The organism is Anaerococcus porci, assembly GCF_034090325.1.
Taxonomy (GTDB): domain Bacteria; phylum Bacillota; class Clostridia; order Tissierellales; family Peptoniphilaceae; genus Anaerococcus; species Anaerococcus porci.
In genome coordinates this window covers 25363-45300 of record NZ_JAXDSU010000057.1, presented here as the reverse complement: position 1 = coordinate 45300, position 19938 = coordinate 25363, and the positions used below count along the sequence as shown (strand labels likewise).

The following is a 19938-nucleotide window of genomic DNA, read 5'->3' as shown; positions in this document are numbered from 1 at the left end:
TTCATCAACAACTATATTCACCTGTTCATCTTTTGTGAATTTACCCTGTGAATCCGACACGCCAAGCTTAACATTGTTGGTATCAATATATGGAAGTAATTCCTTAGGAATTGCATCGTTTATATAAAGCACCCATCCGCTGTTTGCTTGAAGAAAGTTTTGACCCGGTTTAAAAGAAACAACTGACTTTATTGCTTTGTTCTTTGCATCATAAAGGACAACCTTAGTCATAGCTCCTTCTGTAAAATTACCGTCCTTGGATTTTGCTCCGTCAGAACCTAATCCATTCAGTCCCGTGCCAAGGTAGGATTCATTTCCTTCTGCTGGATTTGTCGGAAGCTCAGGTATGTTTGGATTGTCTTTCAAAATAAATCCGTTATCGTGTCCGCCGACATCAGAATATCCATCGCCTCTGACCCAAAGAGTAGTAAAGCTAATCTTATCATTTGAAAGACCCAAACTGTTCAAAGTTTGTCCATTCTTAAGCTTGATAACAACATCATCATTGGTGATTATTCCAATTGAACCTGACTTGAAAGTTTGAGTGTTGATTGGAACCTTCCATAATGCTCCGTCGGACTCGCTTTCAAACTGTACACCATTAACTTCAATTGATTGAATCTGACTGTAAAATTCTTTCTTGAAAAAGTTTAATATATATCTTCCGTTATATGGACCTTTTTCAGTATCTCCCCAATCCGTTGAGCCCTTAGCCCATTTACTTACATTCAAATGAATATCTCCGTTTGAGTCGGTTTTCACATAGTCCGTTCTTCCATAATCTAGAACTCCGTCCTTCTCTCCAACGATATCATAATTAACCTCATTATTTACATTGTAAAATCCAAGACCATCAGATGAAGCAGCCCTTGGTACTCTTCTTTTTGCAACCTTTGTTGCTTCTGTAGCTTGGCTATTAGCAGATAACTCATCGTTAGCTTTAACTGTAACTTTTATTTTAATTTCTTTTTCAGAACCATCTGAAAATAATATTTTAGCCTTAACTATACTTTCTCCAATATTGTCTGTTTTTGCTGGAGTAAGTACTTCAAGTTTGGCATCTTGTGGTAGGTTTTCAACAGCATCTTTGTAGTTTATTTCTTGATTTTCTTTGACTGTTATATCTTTAATGCTTGCATTAAAACTATCAGCTTGTTTTTTAACTACTTCTTCACTTGCTGTTTCAGCTTGTGGGGCATTTTCCTTACTTGTATTAAGCTCTCCTGCTGGTTGACTGTCTTTGTTAGGAGCAACAGCTTTTTCTGTGGTTGGATTAGCTGATATTGCTTCACTAGTTTCTCCAGCTGGTGAAATCGCTTCTTTTGGCGTTTGATCCTTTTCTACCCCTGCATTAGTTTCTTCTGGTGCTGCTTCTTTTGGTGCTACATTTTCTGTTCCAACTTCTGCAGCATTAGAAACTGATGGAGTGAAAGCTATTAAGTAACCCATCATACAAGATACTAAGCCCACCGTTAGTTTCCTCATTGCATACTTAGGTTTTTTGTTTTGATTTTTAGACTTATTATTTTTAATAACTTCCTCAAATCCTCTCAAATTTTTCATATTTTTCCTTTCTTATCTGTAAGATAACTTTAATAATATCTACTTTAACCTAATTTTAGATATAATAGGTTAATTATATCCAAATTGACTTTGGTAGATATTATTTATAAATATTTTATAAGAAATATTGGGTATTGTCAGTGATAGTTAATAATAATCTTATCATGATTTATAAGATAATTTAGCTATCCTAATGCCTTATTTCTTTAAAAAATTATACCACATTATATAAGTTTAAGCCAAATATTTTTAATAATTATTGCAGGTCTTAAGTTTTTGAAAAAATATGCTTATTTTGTTTATATTTATTGACAAAAGATTTATTTTGATATTTCAAGATGTTTCTTGATAAGATTATTTTATTTAGAGATTATGTTCTAAGTCAATGAATAATTATTTATTTTATATGAAAATTTTGATTTTATTTATATTCCTCTTTATAATTTGTATAAAGGTTGTGCTTTTGAAATATTATATGAATATAGAAAAAACGCCATAAGGCGTTTAGTTCTATAAGACTTTTTTAAGAAATTGTCCTGTATATGATTTTTTACACTTGGCTATCTCTTCTGGTGTTCCACTTGCTACTAAGCTTCCACCACCATCGCCACCTTCTGGTCCTAAATCTATTATATAGTCAGCTACTTTTATTACATCTAGGTTGTGTTCTATTACTAGTACTGTATTATTTTGCTCTACCAACCTATTTAAAACTTCTATAAGTTTATGGACATCTGCCATATGAAGTCCTGTCGTTGGTTCATCTAGGATGTATAAGGTTTGACCGGTTGATCTCTTTGCAAGTTCTGATGCAAGTTTTACTCTTTGAGCCTCTCCTCCTGAAAGTTCTGTGGATGGTTGTCCTAATTTTATATAGCCTAGTCCTACATCATAAAGGGTTTGTAGTTTTCTTATTATAGATGGATGGTTTTCAAAAAATTTAAGAGCATCTTCTACTGTCATATCTAAGACTTCTGATATGTCTTTTCCCTTGTATTTTACTTCAAGGGTTTCACGATTGTATCTTTTACCATGACATACTTCACATGGTACATATACATCTGGCAAGAACATCATGTCTACTTTTATTGTTCCATCACCCTTACAAGCTTCGCACCTTCCTCCCTTTACGTTGAAGGAGAATCTTCCCTTGTCGTAGCCTTTCATCTTGGCCTCGTTGGTCATAGCAAAAACATCTCTTATATTGTCGAAGAGTTTGGTGTAGGTTGCAGGGTTTGACCTTGGGGTTCTTCCTATTGGGGATTGGTCTATAGATATAATTTTATCAATTTGATCAACCCCTTCTATTGAATCGTGTTTTCCTGGGTGGGTTTTTGTCTTATTTAACTTTTTTGTTATTGATTTATAAAGTATTTCATTTACTAGGGATGATTTTCCAGAGCCTGATACTCCTGTTACTGCTGTAAATGTTGATAAGGGAAATTTTACATCTATGCCTTTAAGGTTATTTTCTCTAGCATTTTTAACTTCTATATACTTATTCCAATTTCTTCTTTTTTCTGGTACTGGAATCTTCTTTTTGCCTGATAGGTAGGCTCCTGTTATAGATCTTTTTTCATTTTCTATATCTTCTAGACTACCCTTGGCAACTATCTGTCCACCATGAACACCTGCTTCTGGTCCTATATCTACAAGATAGTCCGCAGCCTTCATGGTATCTTCATCATGTTCTACTATTATTAGTGTGTTTCCTATATCTGTTAAATCTCTTAAAGCTTTAATCAATTTATTATTATCTCTTTGGTGAAGCCCTATGGAAGGCTCATCCAATACATAGCATACTCCTACAAGTCCTGAGCCTATTTGGGTTGCAAGTCTTATTCTTTGACTTTCCCCTCCTGAAAGGGTTGCCGCAGACCTTGATAAGGATAGGTAGCCTAGGCCAACATCTTGCAAAAATTTAAGTCTTGCCTTTATCTCATTTATTATAAGTTCTGCAATCTTTGCTTTCATTGGTTCAAGTTTTAGATTATCAAAAAACTCTATTGTTTTATCCACAGACATATTAGCTATATCTGATATAGACATCTCTCCTACCTTTATAGAAAGAATTTCAGGTTTAAGTCTTGCCCCATGGCAAGTCTTACATTCTTCTTCACTCATAAAATCTCTCATTCTTTTCTTTTGGGTATCTGAGTTTGTCCTTTCATACCTATCGGATAGGTTTTTTATCGCTCCTTCAAAATGTCCTGTGAATCTTTTTCTACCCGAAAAATGACTGTCAAACATAAAGGAAATTTCCTTTTTTGTTCCATAAAGTATTTCATCTATCATTTCCTTTGGAGCATTTTTAATTGGTTCATCAAGGTCAAAGTTATGATTTTGAGCTATGGCTTTTATCATTTCATTATAATAAGTTCCCTTAGCACTTGTGGCATATGGGTCTATGGCTCCTTGGTTTATGGATAGGCTCTTGTCTGGTATTACAAGCTCTGGGTCGATTTGTAGGTGAAAACCTAATCCATTACACTCAGGGCACATACCTTGGGGTGCATTAAAGGAGAACATATTTGGTGTAATCTCTGGTAAGGAAACATGACCATCTGGACAAGCAAGTTTTGATGAAAGCATAAAGTCATCTCCCCCTATTACATTTATCTCAACTAAACCTTCTGTAAGCTTGAGGGATGTTTCTAAGCTATCTGCAAGTCTTGATTCTATGCCTTCTTTTATTACTATCCTATCTACTATTATAGATATGTCATGTTTTTTGGTTTTAGAAAGTTCTATATCATCTTCTATCTCATAAGGCTGTCCATCTATCATAACCCTTACATATCCCATTTTTTGAATATTTTCAAGCTTTTTTTTGTGTTGCCCCTTTTTTCCCCTTACTACTGGAGCAAGGATTTGAATACGAGTTTTATCATCTAATTTTAGAATCCTATCTACCATTTGATCTATAGATTGGGCCTCTATTTTTTTGCCACAAACTGGGCAGTAAGGATCGCCTATCCTTGCAAATAAAAGTCTATAATAGTCGTATATTTCTGTAACTGTTGCCACTGTTGATCTTGGGTTTCTGTTTGTTGTTTTTTGATCTATTGAGATAGATGGGGAAAGCCCTTCTATAGAATCAACATCAGCCTTATCTAGGTTTCCCAAAAATTGCCTAGCATATGAAGATAGGCTCTCCACATATCTTCTTTGACCTTCAGCATAAATTGTATCAAAGGCTAAAGTGGACTTTCCAGATCCGGAAAGTCCAGTAAATACAATCATTTTATCACGAGGAAGAGTAAGATTTATATTTTTTAGGTTATTTGTTCTTGCTCCCCTTATTACTATTTTATTTTCACTCATTTTACACCTCTGCTAACTGTTTTTTCATCTTTGTTATTTGATCACGAAGCCTTGCTGCCCTTTCAAAGTCTAATTCTTCCGCAGCTTTATACATTTCTGCTTCCATATTGATTAGAATAGTATCAATTTGATCTGATGAGAATTCATCTCTGATTTCTTGGTCTTTTTCTTCAGCAGACTTGGTAACTTGGATAATTTCCGAGATATTTTTCTTTATGGTTGTTGGAGTTATACCATGCTTTTTGTTGAAGTCTTTTTGGATGGACCTTCTTCTTTCAGTTTCGGCTATGGCCTTTTTCATAGATTTGGTAATCTTGTCTGCATACATAATTACATGACCTTCTGAGTTTCTTGCTGCTCTTCCTATAGTTTGAATAAGAGAGGTTTCGCTTCTTAAGAATCCTTCCTTGTCTGCATCTAGTATTGCTATAAGAGAAACTTCTGGAAGGTCAAGACCTTCACGAAGGAGGTTTATTCCGACTAAAACATCAAACTTTCCTAATCTCAAATCTCTTATTATTTCACTACGTTCTATGGTTTTTATATCTGAGTGAAGGTATTTTACCTTGATTCCATTTTCTGACAAATAGTCTGTCAAATCTTCTGCCATTCTTTTTGTTAGAGTAGTAACAAGGACTCTTTCTTCTTTTTCTATAGTTTTATATATATTTTCTATTAAATCATCTATTTGATTTTCAACAGGTCTTACATCTATCTTAGGATCTAAAAGCCCTGTTGGTCTTATAATTTGCTCTACAACTTCTCCACCAGTTTTTCTAAGTTCATAATCTCCTGGTGTTGCTGATACATAAATGGCTTGTTTTATGAGTTCTTCAAACTCAGGAAATTTTAGTGGTCTATTGTCAAGGGCTGATGGAAGTCTAAATCCATAATCTACTAAGTTTTGCTTCCTTGACCTATCTCCTTCATACATTCCTCCAACTTGAGGAATTGATACGTGAGATTCGTCTACAAAAAGGATAAAGTCATCTGGGAAGTAGTCTATAAGGGTATAAGGTCTTGAACCTGCTGGTCTTTGGGACATATGTCTTGAGTAGTTTTCTATACCCGAACAAAATCCTATCTCTTCAAGCATCTCTATATCATAGTTTGTTCTTTGTTCAAGTCTTTGGGCTTCTACAAGTTTATTTTCATTTTCAAGCTCAGCTAGCCTTTCTTTTAATTCTTCTTTTATAGTAACAATGGCAGCTTCTGCTTTCTCACTTGTTGTAGCATAGTGACTTGCAGGATAGATGTAGGCATGGGATATATGGGATTGGATTTTGCCTGTTAGAGAATCAAATTCTGAAATCCTATCTATTTCATCACCAAAAAATTCTACTCTAATAGCTTTTTCATCATTTCCAGCTGGGAATATATCAAGTACATCTCCTCTTTTTCTAAATGTTCCACGAGAAAAGTCAAAGTCATTTCTTACGAATTGCCTATCAATAAGTTCTTTCATGACTTCTTCTGGGCTTATCTCTTGACTTGGTCTAAGAGATAGGACTAATTTTCTATATTCTTGAGGATCTCCCAAACCATATATACAAGATACACTTGCTACTATTATTACATCACGCCTTTCAAAAAGGCTCATAGTAGCCGAGTGACGAAGCTTGTCAATCTCATCATTTATAGATGAGTCCTTAGCTATGTAGGTATCAGTTGCTGCAACATAGGCTTCCGGTTGGTAGTAATCGTAGTAGGATACAAAATATTCTACTGCATTGTCTGGGAAAAATTCCTTAAATTCTGTAAACAATTGGTAGGCAAGTGTCTTATTATGGGCAAGGACCAAGGTTGGTTTTTGAACCTCTTGAATAATGTTAGCCATAGTAAAGGTCTTACCTGAACCTGTAACTCCTTGGAGTATCTGGTGTTTTTTACCTTTTTTTAATCCATTTACAAGTTTTTTTATAGCTTCAGGCTGATCTCCTTTTGGAGAATAGTCTGATTTTAGGATAAATTTATTTTCTATCATATAACACTTCCTTATATAAATAAATATAATAAGTCATTAATCGTCCTATTTAGTATACACTTTAATAGTTTAATTTCAATCTTTTCACTAGGGATTATAAACTGGATAAGTTTGCCGATTAGCATACTTTCTGCTATAATTTTTTATGGGTAGATATTCATATGAAAGGATGTAATATGGGAAAATTATTAAAAAACATATCTGACAATGACTTGTTTGATTTGGCTGATTTATTTAAAGTTTTTTCTGACTCAACAAGAATAAGGATACTCTATTCTCTCTTTGATGAAGGAAAAAATGTAAATACGATTTCAACAGAACTTGAAATGACTCAATCTGCTATAAGCCACCAACTAAGATATTTAAAGGAAACAAACCTAATAAGTTCAAAAAGAGCTGGTCAGTCAATGATATATTCTTTGGCAGATGACCATGTGAAGACAATAATAAAAATGGGACTTGAACATTTATGGGAGAAATAATATAGCATTATATATTCATTTGATAAAAATAATCAAATATTTTTATTTTATGCAGTAATAGTAGATGAATTTTGTAGGCATTTAAGCGATTTTAGTCAATGATTTTCACATAATTATTAAAATATATATAATTCAATTTTAAAAAATTTAGCTTTTTAATGATATGTCCCTTTTGTTTCATTATATGAGCTAGGTTTTAGTTAGGAGCAATTATGAAAAAGAAATATAAAATAGAAAATTTAGGGTGTCCTTCTTGTGCATCTAAGATGGAAGATAAAATAAAAAAACTCGATGGTGTAAAGGATGTAAATATTTCATTTATAAGCCAAAAGATGAAACTTGATTTAGATGATGGTGTCGATATAGGCTATATTTTAGAAGAGTCATCTAAGATTATAAAGTCCATAGAATATGATGCAAAGTTGGTTTATTAAATGGAAGTTTTCAAAAATATGTCAAAAGAAAACAAGGTCAATCTTCTAAGACTCTTGTTTTTTACTATTATTAGCTTTATTTTATATAGGTATTATAGTCATGTAGGCAAGAAGTTTTTTATTGTTATGGGCTTTTTGATTGTTTACCTCCTACTTGGTGGGGAAATTTTTCAAAGAGGGATTTATTCAATCACCCATGGCAATAGTATGGATGAAAATTTTCTTATAACGATAGCAACTTTTATAGCATTTTTATTAGGTCAATATGAAGAAGCCTTGGCTGTGTTGATTTTTTATTCTTTTGGAGAAGTTTTTGAAGATATAGCTACAGATAAGTCTAGGGATAATATAAAATCCCTTATGGATATAGTTCCCCAAAAGGCACAAAAGGTAAATCCTGATGGAACTTTTACAGAAGTTGACATAGAAGATATAGAAATAGGAGATATAATACTTGCCAGTGATGGTGAAAAGATTGCTGTTGATGGAATTGTTATAGATGGTGAGGGACTTTTGGATACTTCCTCTCTTACAGGAGAGTCTTTGCCAAAATCTATTAAAAGTGGTTCTAAAATTTTATCATCTTCAATTCTTTCAAGTGGCATTATAAGATATAGGGCCAGCAAGGTATTTGATGATTCTATTGCCAATAAAATTATTGAGCTTATCGAAGAATCTAATGAAAGGAAGTCTGATAGTGAAAGACTTATTACAAGATTTGCTAAAATATATACTCCCATAGTAGTAGCTCTTGCGACTTTTATCGCTATTGTCCCACCACTTTTGGGATTTGGTTTGAGGGAATATCTTCTAAGAGCTGGAACATTTTTAATTATAGCCTGTCCTTGTGCCTTGGTTATTTCGATTCCCTTAACTTATATATCAGGACTTGGTCTTGCTAGTAAGAATAAAATTCTTCTTAAGGGAAGCAATTTTTTTGAAAAGATTATGGATTCTGATACCCTTTTTACAGACAAGACAGGTACCTTAACCAAAGGAGAGTTTGATATAGAAACTATAGTCTACTACACAGATTATAGTAAAAATCTTATCCTTGATTATATATATAATCTTGAAAAACTTTCAAATCATCCTATAGCAAAATCAATTGTAAATAGCCTCAACAGAAACGATAATCCTTCCTATTTTATTGCTAGTAAAAATATAATTGGCATGGGAGTTTGGGCTAGAACTTATGAAAACAATGAAATAAAGATAGGATCTGCTGACTTTGTAGGTGAAGTTGATAATACTAATGGCAAGGCTGTTTATATGACTATAAATAATCTTTTGGTATGTAAGATTATCTTACAAGATAAGTTAAAAGATGATGCTAAAGAAACTATAGATGATATAAGGGAAAATTTCAATCAAATTGCTGTTTTATCTGGTGATGATGAAAAGGCAGTTATAGAGGTTGCTAAAGAACTTGGAATAGGATATTGTGCAAAACTTCTTCCTGATGAAAAGTTAGAGCTTTTAAGAGATGAACAAAAAAAAGGACACTCTGTTATATATTTGGGTGATGGTATAAATGATGGCCCTATTCTAAAAAGTGCTGATGTTGGTATTTCTATGGGACAAACTGCATCAGATCTTGCTATAGAAGCATCAGATATACTTATAGTAAATGGAGAAGTTTCAAAGATTAAAGATTTAATAAAGATTTCAAAAATAGTCGATAAGACTGCCAAAGAGAACTTATCTTTCATACTTTTAGCTAAAATAATAATACTTATCCTAGGACTATTTGGTTACGCTCCAATGTGGCTTGCAGTATTTGGAGATGTTGGGGTTTCTATTATAGCTACCTTATGGGCTATGAGGATTTTAAATAAAAAAATATAAAATTTTTAAAAGCTAGGCTAATTAATTAACCTAGCTTTTTTATACATTTCTTGTTATTGTATGATTATTGTCATATCTTTCTTCTGTAAAGATATCATCTTCTCTTTTTAAATCACCTTTATAGTCAAGGTAGTTATCTGCAATTCTCGCCCTAATTATAGGTCCTATAATCAAAAAGTATATAAAAAATAATCCACCAACTATAACTCCTATTCCCAATGTAGTCATAGGGTCATCAGTTGCAAGAAAAAGAATTGTTAAAAGACCAGCTAAAATAGCAACTGGTATAAGAATATAAAGTAAATATACTGTAATTGTTTTTCCTAAAAGTTTTATACTTGTGCTAAATATATCTTTGATTGACTCGCTTATTGGTTGGTTTTTGTTTCTAGGATCTACTAAAATGTGATTGGTATAAGTTGTTAGTAGGTCAAAAACTATTGTTGCTAAATATCCAACAGAAGTAGCTGATAATAATGATAGTGGATTTTTACTAATAACTGATAATATTGCTCCTGTTCCTAATAAATACGTTATTGCTGTTGATATAAGTAAAACTAAAAGGTTGATTATAATAACTTTTCCATTAATTCTACTTACTTGATTAAGATAATCCCCAACTCCACCAGTTCTATTATTTATAAGTCCTGCAGTAATCAAAAATGAAGAAAACAAAGTAATAATACCTCTTATAAATCCTACTAAAAAGTTTGATTCATTTAGGTTAAGTAATGTCATAATTACATAAGATGCTAGACCACTTAAAATAGCAAATATCATATTAACTATAAACACTGAGCCATAGCTATATTCTCTTTTCATATTTATTTCCTCTCTATTTCTAAAAATTCATTTTTATATTTATACCCACTAAAATTAATATTAAAAATCTATATATAATTAATTATAATCTATCTATATATTATTGTTGCTAATCTTGGGTATATACTATAATGAGGTGATATAATGGAATACAAAATTAATGAAGAAGAAAAACAAGTACAAGTTTTTGATGGAAATAAGAAAATAGGCCTTATAGATATGATTTTTAAGGGAAATGTTATAGATGCTGTCCATACTGGAGTAGAAAAAGAATATGGTGGTCAAGGTATAGCAGGAAAGCTTGTAGACAAACTTGTAGATTATGCTCGAGAGAATAATAAAAAAATCATTCCTTCTTGTCCTTATATAAGAGATAAGTTTGAAAAGGATGACTCATATGATGATGTTTATCTTAAATAGCTAATATAAGGGCTGTTGCAGAATGGATTAATCTTTGCAACAGTCCTTTTTATCTGTTTCTTTTGTTCATCTTATTTCTATAGAAAAATATTGCAATTAAGATTATATGTATTATCACAAAGGCAATAAAGCCTTTTGATAAAGATTTGGTATTGAGGAATTTATCAATCCAACTTAAAAATAAGGGAGCCATAAAGACACCCACATTACAACCTATAAAAATAAGGTTGGTTGCAAGCCTTGAGCTTTGTCCTCTTACATATCTTGGTACTTCGGCAAATATATAAGGCATACACAAAGATTGGGCAAAGACAGCAAGGAGAATACAAGACAAAAAGCCCCAAAAACTATTTTCGTATCCTATTATTAAAATATTTGCCAAAGTGTATAAGAAAAGTCCCAAAAATATAGTATATTCCCTAAGTTTTAGGTTAATAGGTGTAAATAAAATAGCTGAAAACATACCAATAATTGGGACAAGGTTTAAGTAAAAACTGATATTAATTCCCATTCCCCTAGTTAGACTTGCCACAAAGGGAAATCTTGTTTGCATACAGGTCATATTTAAAATCATAATCATAGCAAAAATTATGAATAAGAATATGTTTGAATCTATATATACTCTTGTCTTTTCCTTTTCTAATTTAACATCTTGTACATTTATTTTGAAAATAATAAATATAATTATAGCTGTTGAATAGACCAAAAATGTATAGATGAAATTTACTTGAACTAGAATACCTGCAAGGGTATATAAGAAAATCTGTCCTATAAATTCAGCTGCATTTCTTAGAGCATGGAGCTTTGTTCTCTCATCATTATCATTATATAAAAGATTTATATAATTTGCAGAATGCCCATTAAAGAGTCCAAGTCCTGAACCTAGGATAACCCTAGATAATAAAATTAGAGGATAAGAGTTGAAAATCACAGGAATTACCCCACTTATACTCACTAGAGATAGCCCTAAAAGGACTGTTTTTTTCATTCCTATATTTTGGGCTATATATTCTGCCAAAAGTATAAAAATCATAGTACTAAAAGATGCTAAAGTTACTATAAACTCAGTATTGGATCTTGTTAGGTTAAAGGCGTGCTGAATATAGATAAGAGAGCCTGATATAGCATTATTGCTTGCAAGAAGTAATGATATCGAAAGTATTGCAAGTTTTTGAGCTATATTCTGACTCTTAGACATCTTCTCGCTCCTTATAAGCGATAAATAATCTCTTAGCAAAGCCTACCATCTCTTTTGAAAAGTCATATCTCAAAAATTTTTCGTCTAAATCATCTAACCTAACCCTATCAAGTCCATCAGAGTCTTTAAAAAATTTGGAAAGTCTCTTCGCCCTATCAAAATCTTCTACAAAAAACTCTTTTATGGTATCATCCATTTTTTTATCTATCCTAGAGTGAGCTGCAAGAACTGCTTGGAGGGTTTTCTTGTCAGATGCATCTATCTTTGCAAAGTCTATTGAATAAAGGGCAGCCCTATATCCATGTTCAGTATCATAAGAATCATCTACTCTTTTTGTATCATGAAGACTTGCTGCATATCTTAGCACATCAGTATCGTTAGAATTAAGCTTATACTTATAAGATAAGAGCATAGCAAATAAAATTACTCTTTCTATATGACCTTGGCCATGAACTTTACTTTTATATAGGATATCGGTATTTAAGTTTCTATATGTGTCTAAAAGAATCTTATAGTAAGATGATTTTCTAAAATCTTTAAAAAAATCATAATCATCAAGCCATGAGTCTTGATTAAGTATGTCAAGTATAATCATAATTCTCTCCTAATTACTTATTAATTTATTATTATTATATCAAATTGGATTAAGATTTAATAGAATTTAAATTGCTGATAATATATTTATAAAAAAGGTATATAAGTGAACAGACCTCAAAAAATCGAGTTTTTAAGTTCAATTTTTGGGGTCTGTTTATTTTTTGAAAGCTTTCTTTTTTTATTTTTATAAAGATTTAAGCATATCTACATATCTTGGAATAGAGTAGTTTTCTCTTGAAATTTCAATCTCAAGCGAATCTGAAACCTCTCTTATATTTCCTGCTATAACAAGGGCTTTTTCTTGTATAAAGCAAGCTTTTTCCTCTATATCATCTATTTGGTCAAATTTTTTAAGAATTTCTTTTAAATCTTCCCCATATTCTAGTAATTCTTCTACCTTTTTATTGATTCTTTGAGCCTTTTCTTTAAGTTTTTCATTTTCTACAAAGGATAAGTATTCTTTAATTTCTTTTATTTCCTTCATGGAAGATGGTAATATTTCTTGGTATATCATATTATTTAAGATTTCAAGTTCTGATGAGTAAAAATTACCAACTTCTTCTAATTCTACATTTATGATTGATTCAATTTCCTTATCTGTAAAAATTTTCTCATCCTTATAGAGCTTATAAGCATTAGAATTTCTGGCATTTATTAGGGCATCAAGGAAGCTTTTATGATTCTTAAGTCCTCTCTTTTTTGCTTCTTCAAGCCATTGTTTTGAATATCCATCTCCTTGAAAGAGTATGTTTTTATTTTCATCATAAATTTCTTTGACAATCTTATAAACCTCATTCATTAGGTCTTTTTCATCAATTTTTTCAAGTCTATCAGCAATTTTTTTCATACTTTGTGCCATAGCAAGGTTTATAAGGGTGTTTAAATCAGATGCAGTCTTTGAAGATCCAAGCATCCTAAATTCAAACTTATTTCCAGTAAAGGCAATAGGTGAAGTCCTATTTCTATCAGATGAATCTGTTTTTATCTCACCTAGATGAGGTATATTAACCCTATTATCTATATCAATACTTTCAAAATTATTTTCTGAAATTGATTTGAGCATATCTTCTAGGTCATTACCTATAAACATAGAGATTATAGAAGGGGGTGCTTCATTTCCACCTAACCTAAAGTCATTGGTTACAGATGATGTTGTTACTCTGATTAGGTCTTGATATTTATAGCAAACTTCTATCATTGCAGATAGGAAAAGCAAGAATATAGGATTGTTCTTAGGGTCTTTTCCTGGTGAAAAACAATTTTTCCCATAATTTGTAGCTAGTGAGTAGTTGTTATGCTTTCCACTTCCTGCCATATTTTTAAATGGTTTTTCCTTTAATAGACAGGCTAGCTTATGTTTAATTGCAGTTTTTTCTAGTATATGCATAAGAAGTTGGTTATTATCTACAGATATATTGCAATTTTCAAACATTATAGCTATCTCAAACTGATTTGGACCTACTTCGTTGTGCTCAGCTTCCATATAGATACCAAGGTCATAGAGTTGTTTATTTACATCTTCAAAAAAATCATTTACTCTTTGAGGAATAGCTCCAAGATAGTGAGAAATTAATTCTTTTTCGACCATAGGATCTGAACCTATAAGACTCATACCACAATACTCAAGGTCTATTCTTTTATCAAAATATTTTTTATCAATAAGGTAAAATTCTTGTTCAAGTCCAACCTTAGGCTTTACCCTATAAGTTTTTTCATCCTTTAAAAATAAATTACAAACTCTAGAAGCTTCCTTACTTATTCTATTCATTGATTCCATTAGTGGAAGCTTTTTATCAAGTTTTTCTCCATAAAATGAAACAAAAACTGATGGTATATAAAGAGTTTCGTCTTCTATAAATGAGTTAGCTGTCAAATCCCAATAAGTATATCCCCTAGCCTCAAAAGTTGATCTCATTCCACCAGATGGAAATGATGATGCATCAGGCTCACCTTTTATAAGTTCATTTCCAGAAAACCTATGTATTGGATTGTGTTTATCATCTCTATTTAAAAAAGCTGTCTTCTTGTTGGCAGTCTTTCCATTTAAAGGTTGAAACCAGTGGGTGTATGATGTAGCACCTTTTGAAATGGCCCAAGCTTTCATGGCATGGGCAATGGAGTCTGCTGTTTCCTTATCAAGATTTATATTATTTCTGGCAGCCTCTTTCCATTTCAAATATACAGGATAGGGAACATTCTCCTTCATTGTCTTCTTATCAAAAGCTAAGTTTCCAAATTCTTTTAAATTCATATACCGACCTTTCTAATGCTTTTTTCAGATTTACTTCTAGATTATAACACGATTTTTTTTATATGAAAATAATTTTTCAACTTTATTAGCTAGCTATAATAAATTAAGATTCATTGACACTAAAGTAAATTAGTGATAGATTATAAATAGTTATTGTATATAAAAGGATTTAAGATGAAAAAAAGCAAGAAAATTATATTATTATTGACAACTGCATTATCATTTGGTATTTTTGGCACAATGGAGAAATCTGAAGCAAAGTCTCTTATCATTAATTACGATCTTACAGAGGGAGTCAATGTAAGAAAAGATGATTCAGATAATGATAATTCTAATATTTTAGGTGGAATTGACTACCCAGATATATATGAGATTAAGGGCGAAACAGAAGATTATTATCAAATAGAATTTGAAGGAAAAAAAGCTTATGTAGGAAAATATTGGTTTCACATCCTAGATGATATCAAGGCCTTAAAGGATACAAAAATTTATGAAAAGAACGATGAAAGTTCTAATAAAATTTCAGATATAAAAAAGGATGAGCAATTGACCCTTGTAGATTTTGATGAAAATAAAGATTTTGTCAAAGTTAAAAAGGATGATAAAGAAGGTTTTGTAAAAATAGAAGACTTTGATTTATCTACAAAAGATGAAAAGGACTTAGATAAGTTAAAGGAAAAGTACAAAAAAATCTATGAATCTATAAAAAGATACATAGACTATCTTAAAAGAAATGGTCTAAGTCTTTATCCAGAAGGTGAAGATAAGGCAGAAGAAAACGACCAAATAAGAAGGATTTATCCTGAGAAAACAGCTTACGAAGAAAGTTCAGAAACTAGAGATATTGAATATATCTACTATACTGTTGATGACAATGATATAGGAAAATCTGCCTATAATTTTGCAACCAAATTTCTAGGTAATCCATATGTATTTGGTGGAATTGACTTGGTAAATGGTATAGATTGTTCAGGTTTTACTATGCAAGTATATAGTGAATTTGGAATTGGACTTCCCCACCTAGCTCAAACTCAATCAAACTACGGAAAAACTATAGCCTTGGGTGAAGAAAAAGCTGGAGACTTAGTATTTTTTGGAACAAGTCTTTCAAATATTACTCACGTTGCCATAGCAGATGGTCAAGGTGGAATAATCCATGCTGCTAATCCTAGGGCAGGTGTTATTACATCTTCTATCGGAAATCCAATACTTATTAAAAGATTAATAGAAAATTAGATAAGAAAAGATTAAAGTATGCCTTAAGGTGTACTTTTTTTATTGGGAAAATAATATTGTAAGTGAAAAAAAATAGTGATATAATAATTCATGAAATATTATAGAAAAATTTTAGTAAATATAAGGAGTTAAAAATGAGTGATACACTTAACCCGTTAGAATCTGCCCAAATACAAATAAAAAAGGCTTGTGATAAGCTAGGACTTAATCCTGCAGTATATGAATTCTTAAAAGAACCTCAAAGAGTAATTGAAATTTCGATACCTGTTAAGATGGATGATGGAAGTCTCAAAATTTTTAAGGGCTATAGATCAGCCCACAATCACGCTCTTGGACCTTCAAAGGGAGGCGTTAGATTTCATCCTGATGTAAATATTGAAGAAGTAAAGGCACTTTCTACCTGGATGAGTCTTAAATCTGGACTTTTGGCAATTCCTTATGGTGGAGGTAAGGGTGGTATAGCAGTAGACCCATCAAAACTTTCCGAAAGAGAACTTGAAAGCCTATCTCGTGGATATATAAGAGGGCTTTACAAATATCTTGGTGAAAGGATAGATATACCAGCACCAGATGTAAATACCAACGGTAAAATTATGTCCTATTTTATAGATGAATATATAAAACTAAATGGAGATAAGGAAGATATAGGAACTTTTACAGGAAAACCTCTTATACTTGGAGGAAGCCTTGGAAGAAATGAGGCTACAGGATTCGGATTAATAATTGCAACAAAATACACTGCAAATGAAATAGGAATCGACCTTAAAAAAGCAAGGATAGGACTTCAAGGTTTTGGTAATGTAGCAAGCTTTAGCTTAAAATACCTTAATGAGCAAGGAGCAAAAATACAATATCTTTCAATAAGAGATGAAAGTGAAGAGTGTGGAAGATCTGCTCTTTACTCAGAAGAAGGCTTTGACTATGATTCACTCCAAGCCTATAGGGATGAACACAAAACCCTTGCAGGATATCCTAACGCAAAGAAAATAAGTGATGATGAATTTTGGTCAACAGAGTTTGATATTCTAATTCCTGCAGCACTTGAAAATATAATAACAGAAAAAATAGCTAAAAATCTTAATGTAAAACTAATAGTAGAAGGAGCAAATGGTCCAACAACCCCAGAAGCTGATGAAATTCTTAATGAAAAGAACATTGAAGTAATTCCAGATATATTAGCAAACTCAGGTGGAGTATTAGTATCATACTATGAATGGGTTCAAAACCAATATGGCTACTATTGGACACAAGAGGATGTCCAAGAAAAACAAGAAAAGGATATGTTAAAAGCTATAGAAGGAATCTATGAACTTAAAAGAGAATATAAAACAAATATAAGGCAAGCTGCATATATGTATGCAATAAAGAGAATTGCAGAAGCAATGGAACTAAGGGGATGGATATAGGTCTGTCCGACCCATAGAGGACTAGCACGTCTGGCTCAATGAGTTAGCCGAGTAGTATGTATCCCAAAATAAAATACCAATATAAAAAACTTACAAGAATTTCAAAATAGCTAATTAAAAACAGATATATTTCTACTATAAATCTTCTGAATAGGGTGATTTCCCCTTTCAGGAGATTTTTACTTAAATAACATAAATCTAGAAAATCAATAAAATCTATTCTTATGGTGATTAATGATATAAAAAATATCAACCTATAGGCTTTCTAGCCTACAGATTGATAATGTGGTTAATCTAATAACAAATTTTCCAAAAAGTTATATAAATTTTACACAAAAACCTAACTTATTATTATGGTATAGGTGAAATCATGCTTATATAATTTAAAATCAGCCTATAATTTTAATATATAAACAAATTTCAAATATAACTTAATTGCTAAAAATAAAATAATTCTTCAAATTTTTTATTTAAAGCTATGCATAATATTAATGCTAGTTTTGCAGTGGGATTAAACTGACCTGTCTCAATTGAACTAATAGTATTTCTAGAAACACCTATCTCATCAGCCAATTTTTGTTGTGAAAATCCTTGTTCTTTTCTTACTTCTTTTAGTCTATTTTTAAGAATCAATTCTTCTTTCATAATAGTCCTATTTAAATGATACAAAAAAGTACCCTACAATAACAAGAAAACCAACTATGCCACTAATAATGCCAAAGAATAATTCTTTTCTTTCTTTCATTTTTGAATACTTGAATAAGTATCTTGTAGCTTCCATAGCCAAGTAAACCCCAATTATAGCATAATTAAAGCTATTAAAGAAAAAAGCTTCAATTGCAAATATTAATGCAGTAATTATTAAACCTATTTAGCTTGAGGCTTTACCAGACTTTATAATAGTATCAATCATCATTTCATCAAAATACTTGTTTTCTTCTCTACTTTTTGACAAAATTTCATCTCTATTCATTTTTCTTACTTCTATCAATTTATTGCCAAGTAAACTTTGCAATATTATTATTGCATCGTCGACAAGTAAACCTGTCAAACAAACTTAAAAATTTACTATACTTTAAAAAGGGGCTGTTGCAAAATGAATTAATCGTTACAATATCATTTCAAGTCCCTCTACGACAATTTGGCCTCCATGAGCCGGCAGGCTATTCTCAAATTGTCTAGGAGTAACTTGAAATGATGCAACGATAGAATTCATAATTTTGCAACAGCCCCTTAATAATACTATTATAAATTAAATATTTTAAATTTTAATCTAGTGGTCGGACTTAAGTCCTGCCCCACATAGGGTAATTATAGACTTTCCCCTTATATCATTTTCTTTTTTATATTTTTCATAGGCTGCAAGATTTCCTGCTGTAGTATACTCCACATAAGCTCCCTTTAAAGCTAACTTTTTTCTTGCTGGAAGAATTTCTTCTTCTGGAATTTCTACTATATCTATGTCATATTTATAGATATATTCTAAAATCTCCTTATCCCTCATAGGCTTACCTATAGCAATTCCTTCAGCCAAAGTACTTTCAGGAGAGATTTCAGGAATTCTTTTTAAATTCTTACTCTTAGCCTTAGCAAAAGGTGCACATTTTTCACTTTGTATAGCAATTATATTCGGCATTTTATCTATTAGATTTGATGATAAAAGATGTTCTAAGGCAAGGATTGAACCTATAAACAAAGTCCCATTTCCCAAAGGTAGAAAAATATTTTCTGGAATATAAGCTAATTCTTCATATATTTCGTAAATATATGTTTTTGTACCTTCATAAAAGTAAGGATTGTATACATGGTTTGCATAATATTTTCCACTTTCCCTAACATATTTTCGACACTCATCAGCACAATAATCCCTATTTCCATTTATTACATGACATTTTGCACCATGAGCTTCAATCATACTTATCTTTTTAGGTGATGTATTTTCCGGAACAAATATCTCACATTCTATGCCAAGTTTTGCAGCATAAGCCGCAACTGAATTTCCAGCATTACCTGATGAATCTTGAACAATAGACTTAACACCTATATCTATGCAGTGAGTCAAAAGAGCTGCAGCTCCCCTATCCTTAAAAGATAGGGTAGGCATCATGTAATCCATTTTCATTAAAAGATTTTCATCATAAGCTATAATAGGTGAAAGTCCCTCTCCCAAAGTCACAGACTTATAAGATGAACCTTCAAAAGGCATAAAGGCTCTATACCTAAATATATTCCACTCATTTGTGTCGATAAGATTTTTAGAAAAATCTGGAATATCATAATTGAGCCTAAAAAGCCCACCACAATCACACTTATATTCTAAAGTATCAGTAGGATATTTCTTCCCACACCATGTACATTCAAATTCTACCATTT

Annotated in this window: 16 protein-coding genes; 6 read left to right on the top strand and 10 right to left on the bottom strand. The window is 31.6% G+C overall.

Going from position 1 to position 19938, the window contains the following annotated elements:
* The 3 genes from SOR60_RS05870 to uvrB form a co-directional block, all read right to left on the bottom strand.
* A partial coding sequence (locus SOR60_RS05870) for a Rib/alpha-like domain-containing protein (protein ID WP_320595472.1) occupies positions 1-1563 on the bottom strand: 1563 nt, incomplete at its 3' end.
* A gap of 510 nt (positions 1564-2073) precedes the next feature.
* Positions 2074-4887: an excinuclease ABC subunit UvrA gene (gene uvrA / locus SOR60_RS05865; RefSeq protein WP_320595471.1), complete on the bottom strand. Its 2814-nt coding sequence runs from the start codon at positions 4885-4887 to the stop codon at positions 2074-2076.
* 1 nt (position 4888) lies between these two features.
* A complete protein-coding gene (gene uvrB, locus SOR60_RS05860) occupies positions 4889-6871 on the bottom strand; it encodes an excinuclease ABC subunit UvrB (protein WP_154540526.1) in 1983 nt (660 codons plus the stop codon).
* Positions 6872-7047: 176 nt separating this feature from the next.
* Here uvrB and SOR60_RS05855 point away from each other — a divergent pair, with 176 nt between their 5' ends.
* The 3 genes from SOR60_RS05855 to SOR60_RS05845 all read left to right on the top strand — a co-directional run bounded on the left by SOR60_RS05855 (position 7048) and on the right by SOR60_RS05845 (position 9635).
* Positions 7048-7353 carry an ArsR/SmtB family transcription factor gene (locus tag SOR60_RS05855; protein ID WP_154540524.1) on the top strand — a complete coding sequence of 102 codons (306 nt, stop codon included), beginning with the start codon at positions 7048-7050 and terminating at the stop codon, positions 7351-7353.
* Positions 7354-7565: 212 nt separating this feature from the next.
* Positions 7566-7787 carry a heavy-metal-associated domain-containing protein gene (locus SOR60_RS05850; RefSeq protein ID WP_154540522.1) on the top strand — a complete coding sequence of 74 codons (222 nt, stop codon included), beginning with the start codon at positions 7566-7568 and terminating at the stop codon, positions 7785-7787.
* Positions 7788-9635, top strand: coding sequence for a heavy metal translocating P-type ATPase (locus SOR60_RS05845; RefSeq protein ID WP_320595470.1), 1848 nt, complete (start codon positions 7788-7790; stop codon positions 9633-9635).
* 39 nt (positions 9636-9674) lie between these two features.
* Here SOR60_RS05845 and SOR60_RS05840 read toward each other — a convergent pair whose 3' ends face one another.
* Positions 9675-10457, bottom strand: coding sequence for a hypothetical protein (locus tag SOR60_RS05840; protein ID WP_154540518.1), 783 nt, complete (start codon positions 10455-10457; stop codon positions 9675-9677).
* A 144-nt stretch (positions 10458-10601) separates the two neighbouring features.
* On the opposite strand from SOR60_RS05840, the gene SOR60_RS05835 reads away from it, so the two are divergent.
* Positions 10602-10877 carry a GNAT family N-acetyltransferase gene (locus tag SOR60_RS05835; protein ID WP_154540516.1) on the top strand — a complete coding sequence of 92 codons (276 nt, stop codon included), beginning with the start codon at positions 10602-10604 and terminating at the stop codon, positions 10875-10877.
* 49 nt (positions 10878-10926) lie between these two features.
* On the opposite strand, the gene SOR60_RS05830 is transcribed toward SOR60_RS05835, so the two are convergent.
* The 3 genes from SOR60_RS05830 to SOR60_RS05820 form a co-directional block, all read right to left on the bottom strand.
* Entirely contained in the window at positions 10927-12075 is a 1149-nt protein-coding gene (locus SOR60_RS05830) for an MFS transporter (RefSeq protein ID WP_154540514.1), read from the bottom strand.
* On the bottom strand, positions 12068-12670 hold the full coding sequence (locus tag SOR60_RS05825) for a hypothetical protein (protein ID WP_320595469.1): 603 nt from the start codon (positions 12668-12670) through the stop codon (positions 12068-12070). Before SOR60_RS05825 ends, SOR60_RS05830 begins: the two co-directional genes overlap by 8 nt.
* A 186-nt stretch (positions 12671-12856) precedes the next feature.
* Entirely contained in the window at positions 12857-14923 is a 2067-nt protein-coding gene (locus SOR60_RS05820; protein WP_154540510.1) for a glutamine synthetase III domain-containing protein, read from the bottom strand.
* 174 nt (positions 14924-15097) lie between these two features.
* Here SOR60_RS05820 and SOR60_RS05815 point away from each other — a divergent pair, with 174 nt between their 5' ends.
* Complete coding sequence (locus SOR60_RS05815) at positions 15098-16159, top strand: C40 family peptidase (RefSeq protein ID WP_320595468.1); 1062 nt, start codon at positions 15098-15100, stop codon at positions 16157-16159.
* A gap of 134 nt (positions 16160-16293) precedes the next feature.
* Positions 16294-17565 (top strand): Glu/Leu/Phe/Val family dehydrogenase, encoded by a 1272-nt coding sequence (locus SOR60_RS05810; protein WP_154540506.1) that lies wholly within the window; start codon positions 16294-16296, stop codon positions 17563-17565.
* A gap of 438 nt (positions 17566-18003) precedes the next feature.
* On the opposite strand, the gene SOR60_RS05805 is transcribed toward SOR60_RS05810, so the two are convergent.
* The 3 genes from SOR60_RS05805 to SOR60_RS05795 form a co-directional block, all read right to left on the bottom strand.
* On the bottom strand, positions 18004-18210 hold the full coding sequence (locus tag SOR60_RS05805) for a helix-turn-helix transcriptional regulator (RefSeq protein ID WP_154540504.1): 207 nt from the start codon (positions 18208-18210) through the stop codon (positions 18004-18006).
* 7 nt (positions 18211-18217) lie between these two features.
* Positions 18218-18424, bottom strand: coding sequence for a DUF6442 family protein (locus tag SOR60_RS05800; protein ID WP_320595473.1), 207 nt, complete (start codon positions 18422-18424; stop codon positions 18218-18220).
* A gap of 414 nt (positions 18425-18838) precedes the next feature.
* Complete coding sequence (locus SOR60_RS05795; protein WP_154540502.1) at positions 18839-19936, bottom strand: threonine synthase; 1098 nt, start codon at positions 19934-19936, stop codon at positions 18839-18841.
* Positions 19937-19938: the final 2 nt, after the last annotated feature.

Coding starts and splice junctions, on each gene's coding strand:
- uvrA (WP_320595471.1), bottom strand. CDS start 4,887: ATGAGTGAAAATAAAATAGTAATAAGGGGAGCAAGAACAAATAACCTA.
- uvrB (WP_154540526.1), bottom strand. CDS start 6,871: ATGATAGAAAATAAATTTATCCTAAAATCAGACTATTCTCCAAAAGGA.
- SOR60_RS05855 (WP_154540524.1), top strand. CDS start 7,048: ATGGGAAAATTATTAAAAAACATATCTGACAATGACTTGTTTGATTTG.
- SOR60_RS05850 (WP_154540522.1), top strand. CDS start 7,566: ATGAAAAAGAAATATAAAATAGAAAATTTAGGGTGTCCTTCTTGTGCA.
- SOR60_RS05845 (WP_320595470.1), top strand. CDS start 7,788: ATGGAAGTTTTCAAAAATATGTCAAAAGAAAACAAGGTCAATCTTCTA.
- SOR60_RS05840 (WP_154540518.1), bottom strand. CDS start 10,457: ATGAAAAGAGAATATAGCTATGGCTCAGTGTTTATAGTTAATATGATA.
- SOR60_RS05835 (WP_154540516.1), top strand. CDS start 10,602: ATGGAATACAAAATTAATGAAGAAGAAAAACAAGTACAAGTTTTTGAT.
- SOR60_RS05830 (WP_154540514.1), bottom strand. CDS start 12,075: ATGTCTAAGAGTCAGAATATAGCTCAAAAACTTGCAATACTTTCGATA.
- SOR60_RS05825 (WP_320595469.1), bottom strand. CDS start 12,670: ATGATTATACTTGACATACTTAATCAAGACTCATGGCTTGATGATTAT.
- SOR60_RS05820 (WP_154540510.1), bottom strand. CDS start 14,923: ATGAATTTAAAAGAATTTGGAAACTTAGCTTTTGATAAGAAGACAATG.
- SOR60_RS05815 (WP_320595468.1), top strand. CDS start 15,098: ATGAAAAAAAGCAAGAAAATTATATTATTATTGACAACTGCATTATCA.
- SOR60_RS05810 (WP_154540506.1), top strand. CDS start 16,294: ATGAGTGATACACTTAACCCGTTAGAATCTGCCCAAATACAAATAAAA.
- SOR60_RS05805 (WP_154540504.1), bottom strand. CDS start 18,210: ATGAAAGAAGAATTGATTCTTAAAAATAGACTAAAAGAAGTAAGAAAA.
- SOR60_RS05795 (WP_154540502.1), bottom strand. CDS start 19,936: ATGGTAGAATTTGAATGTACATGGTGTGGGAAGAAATATCCTACTGAT.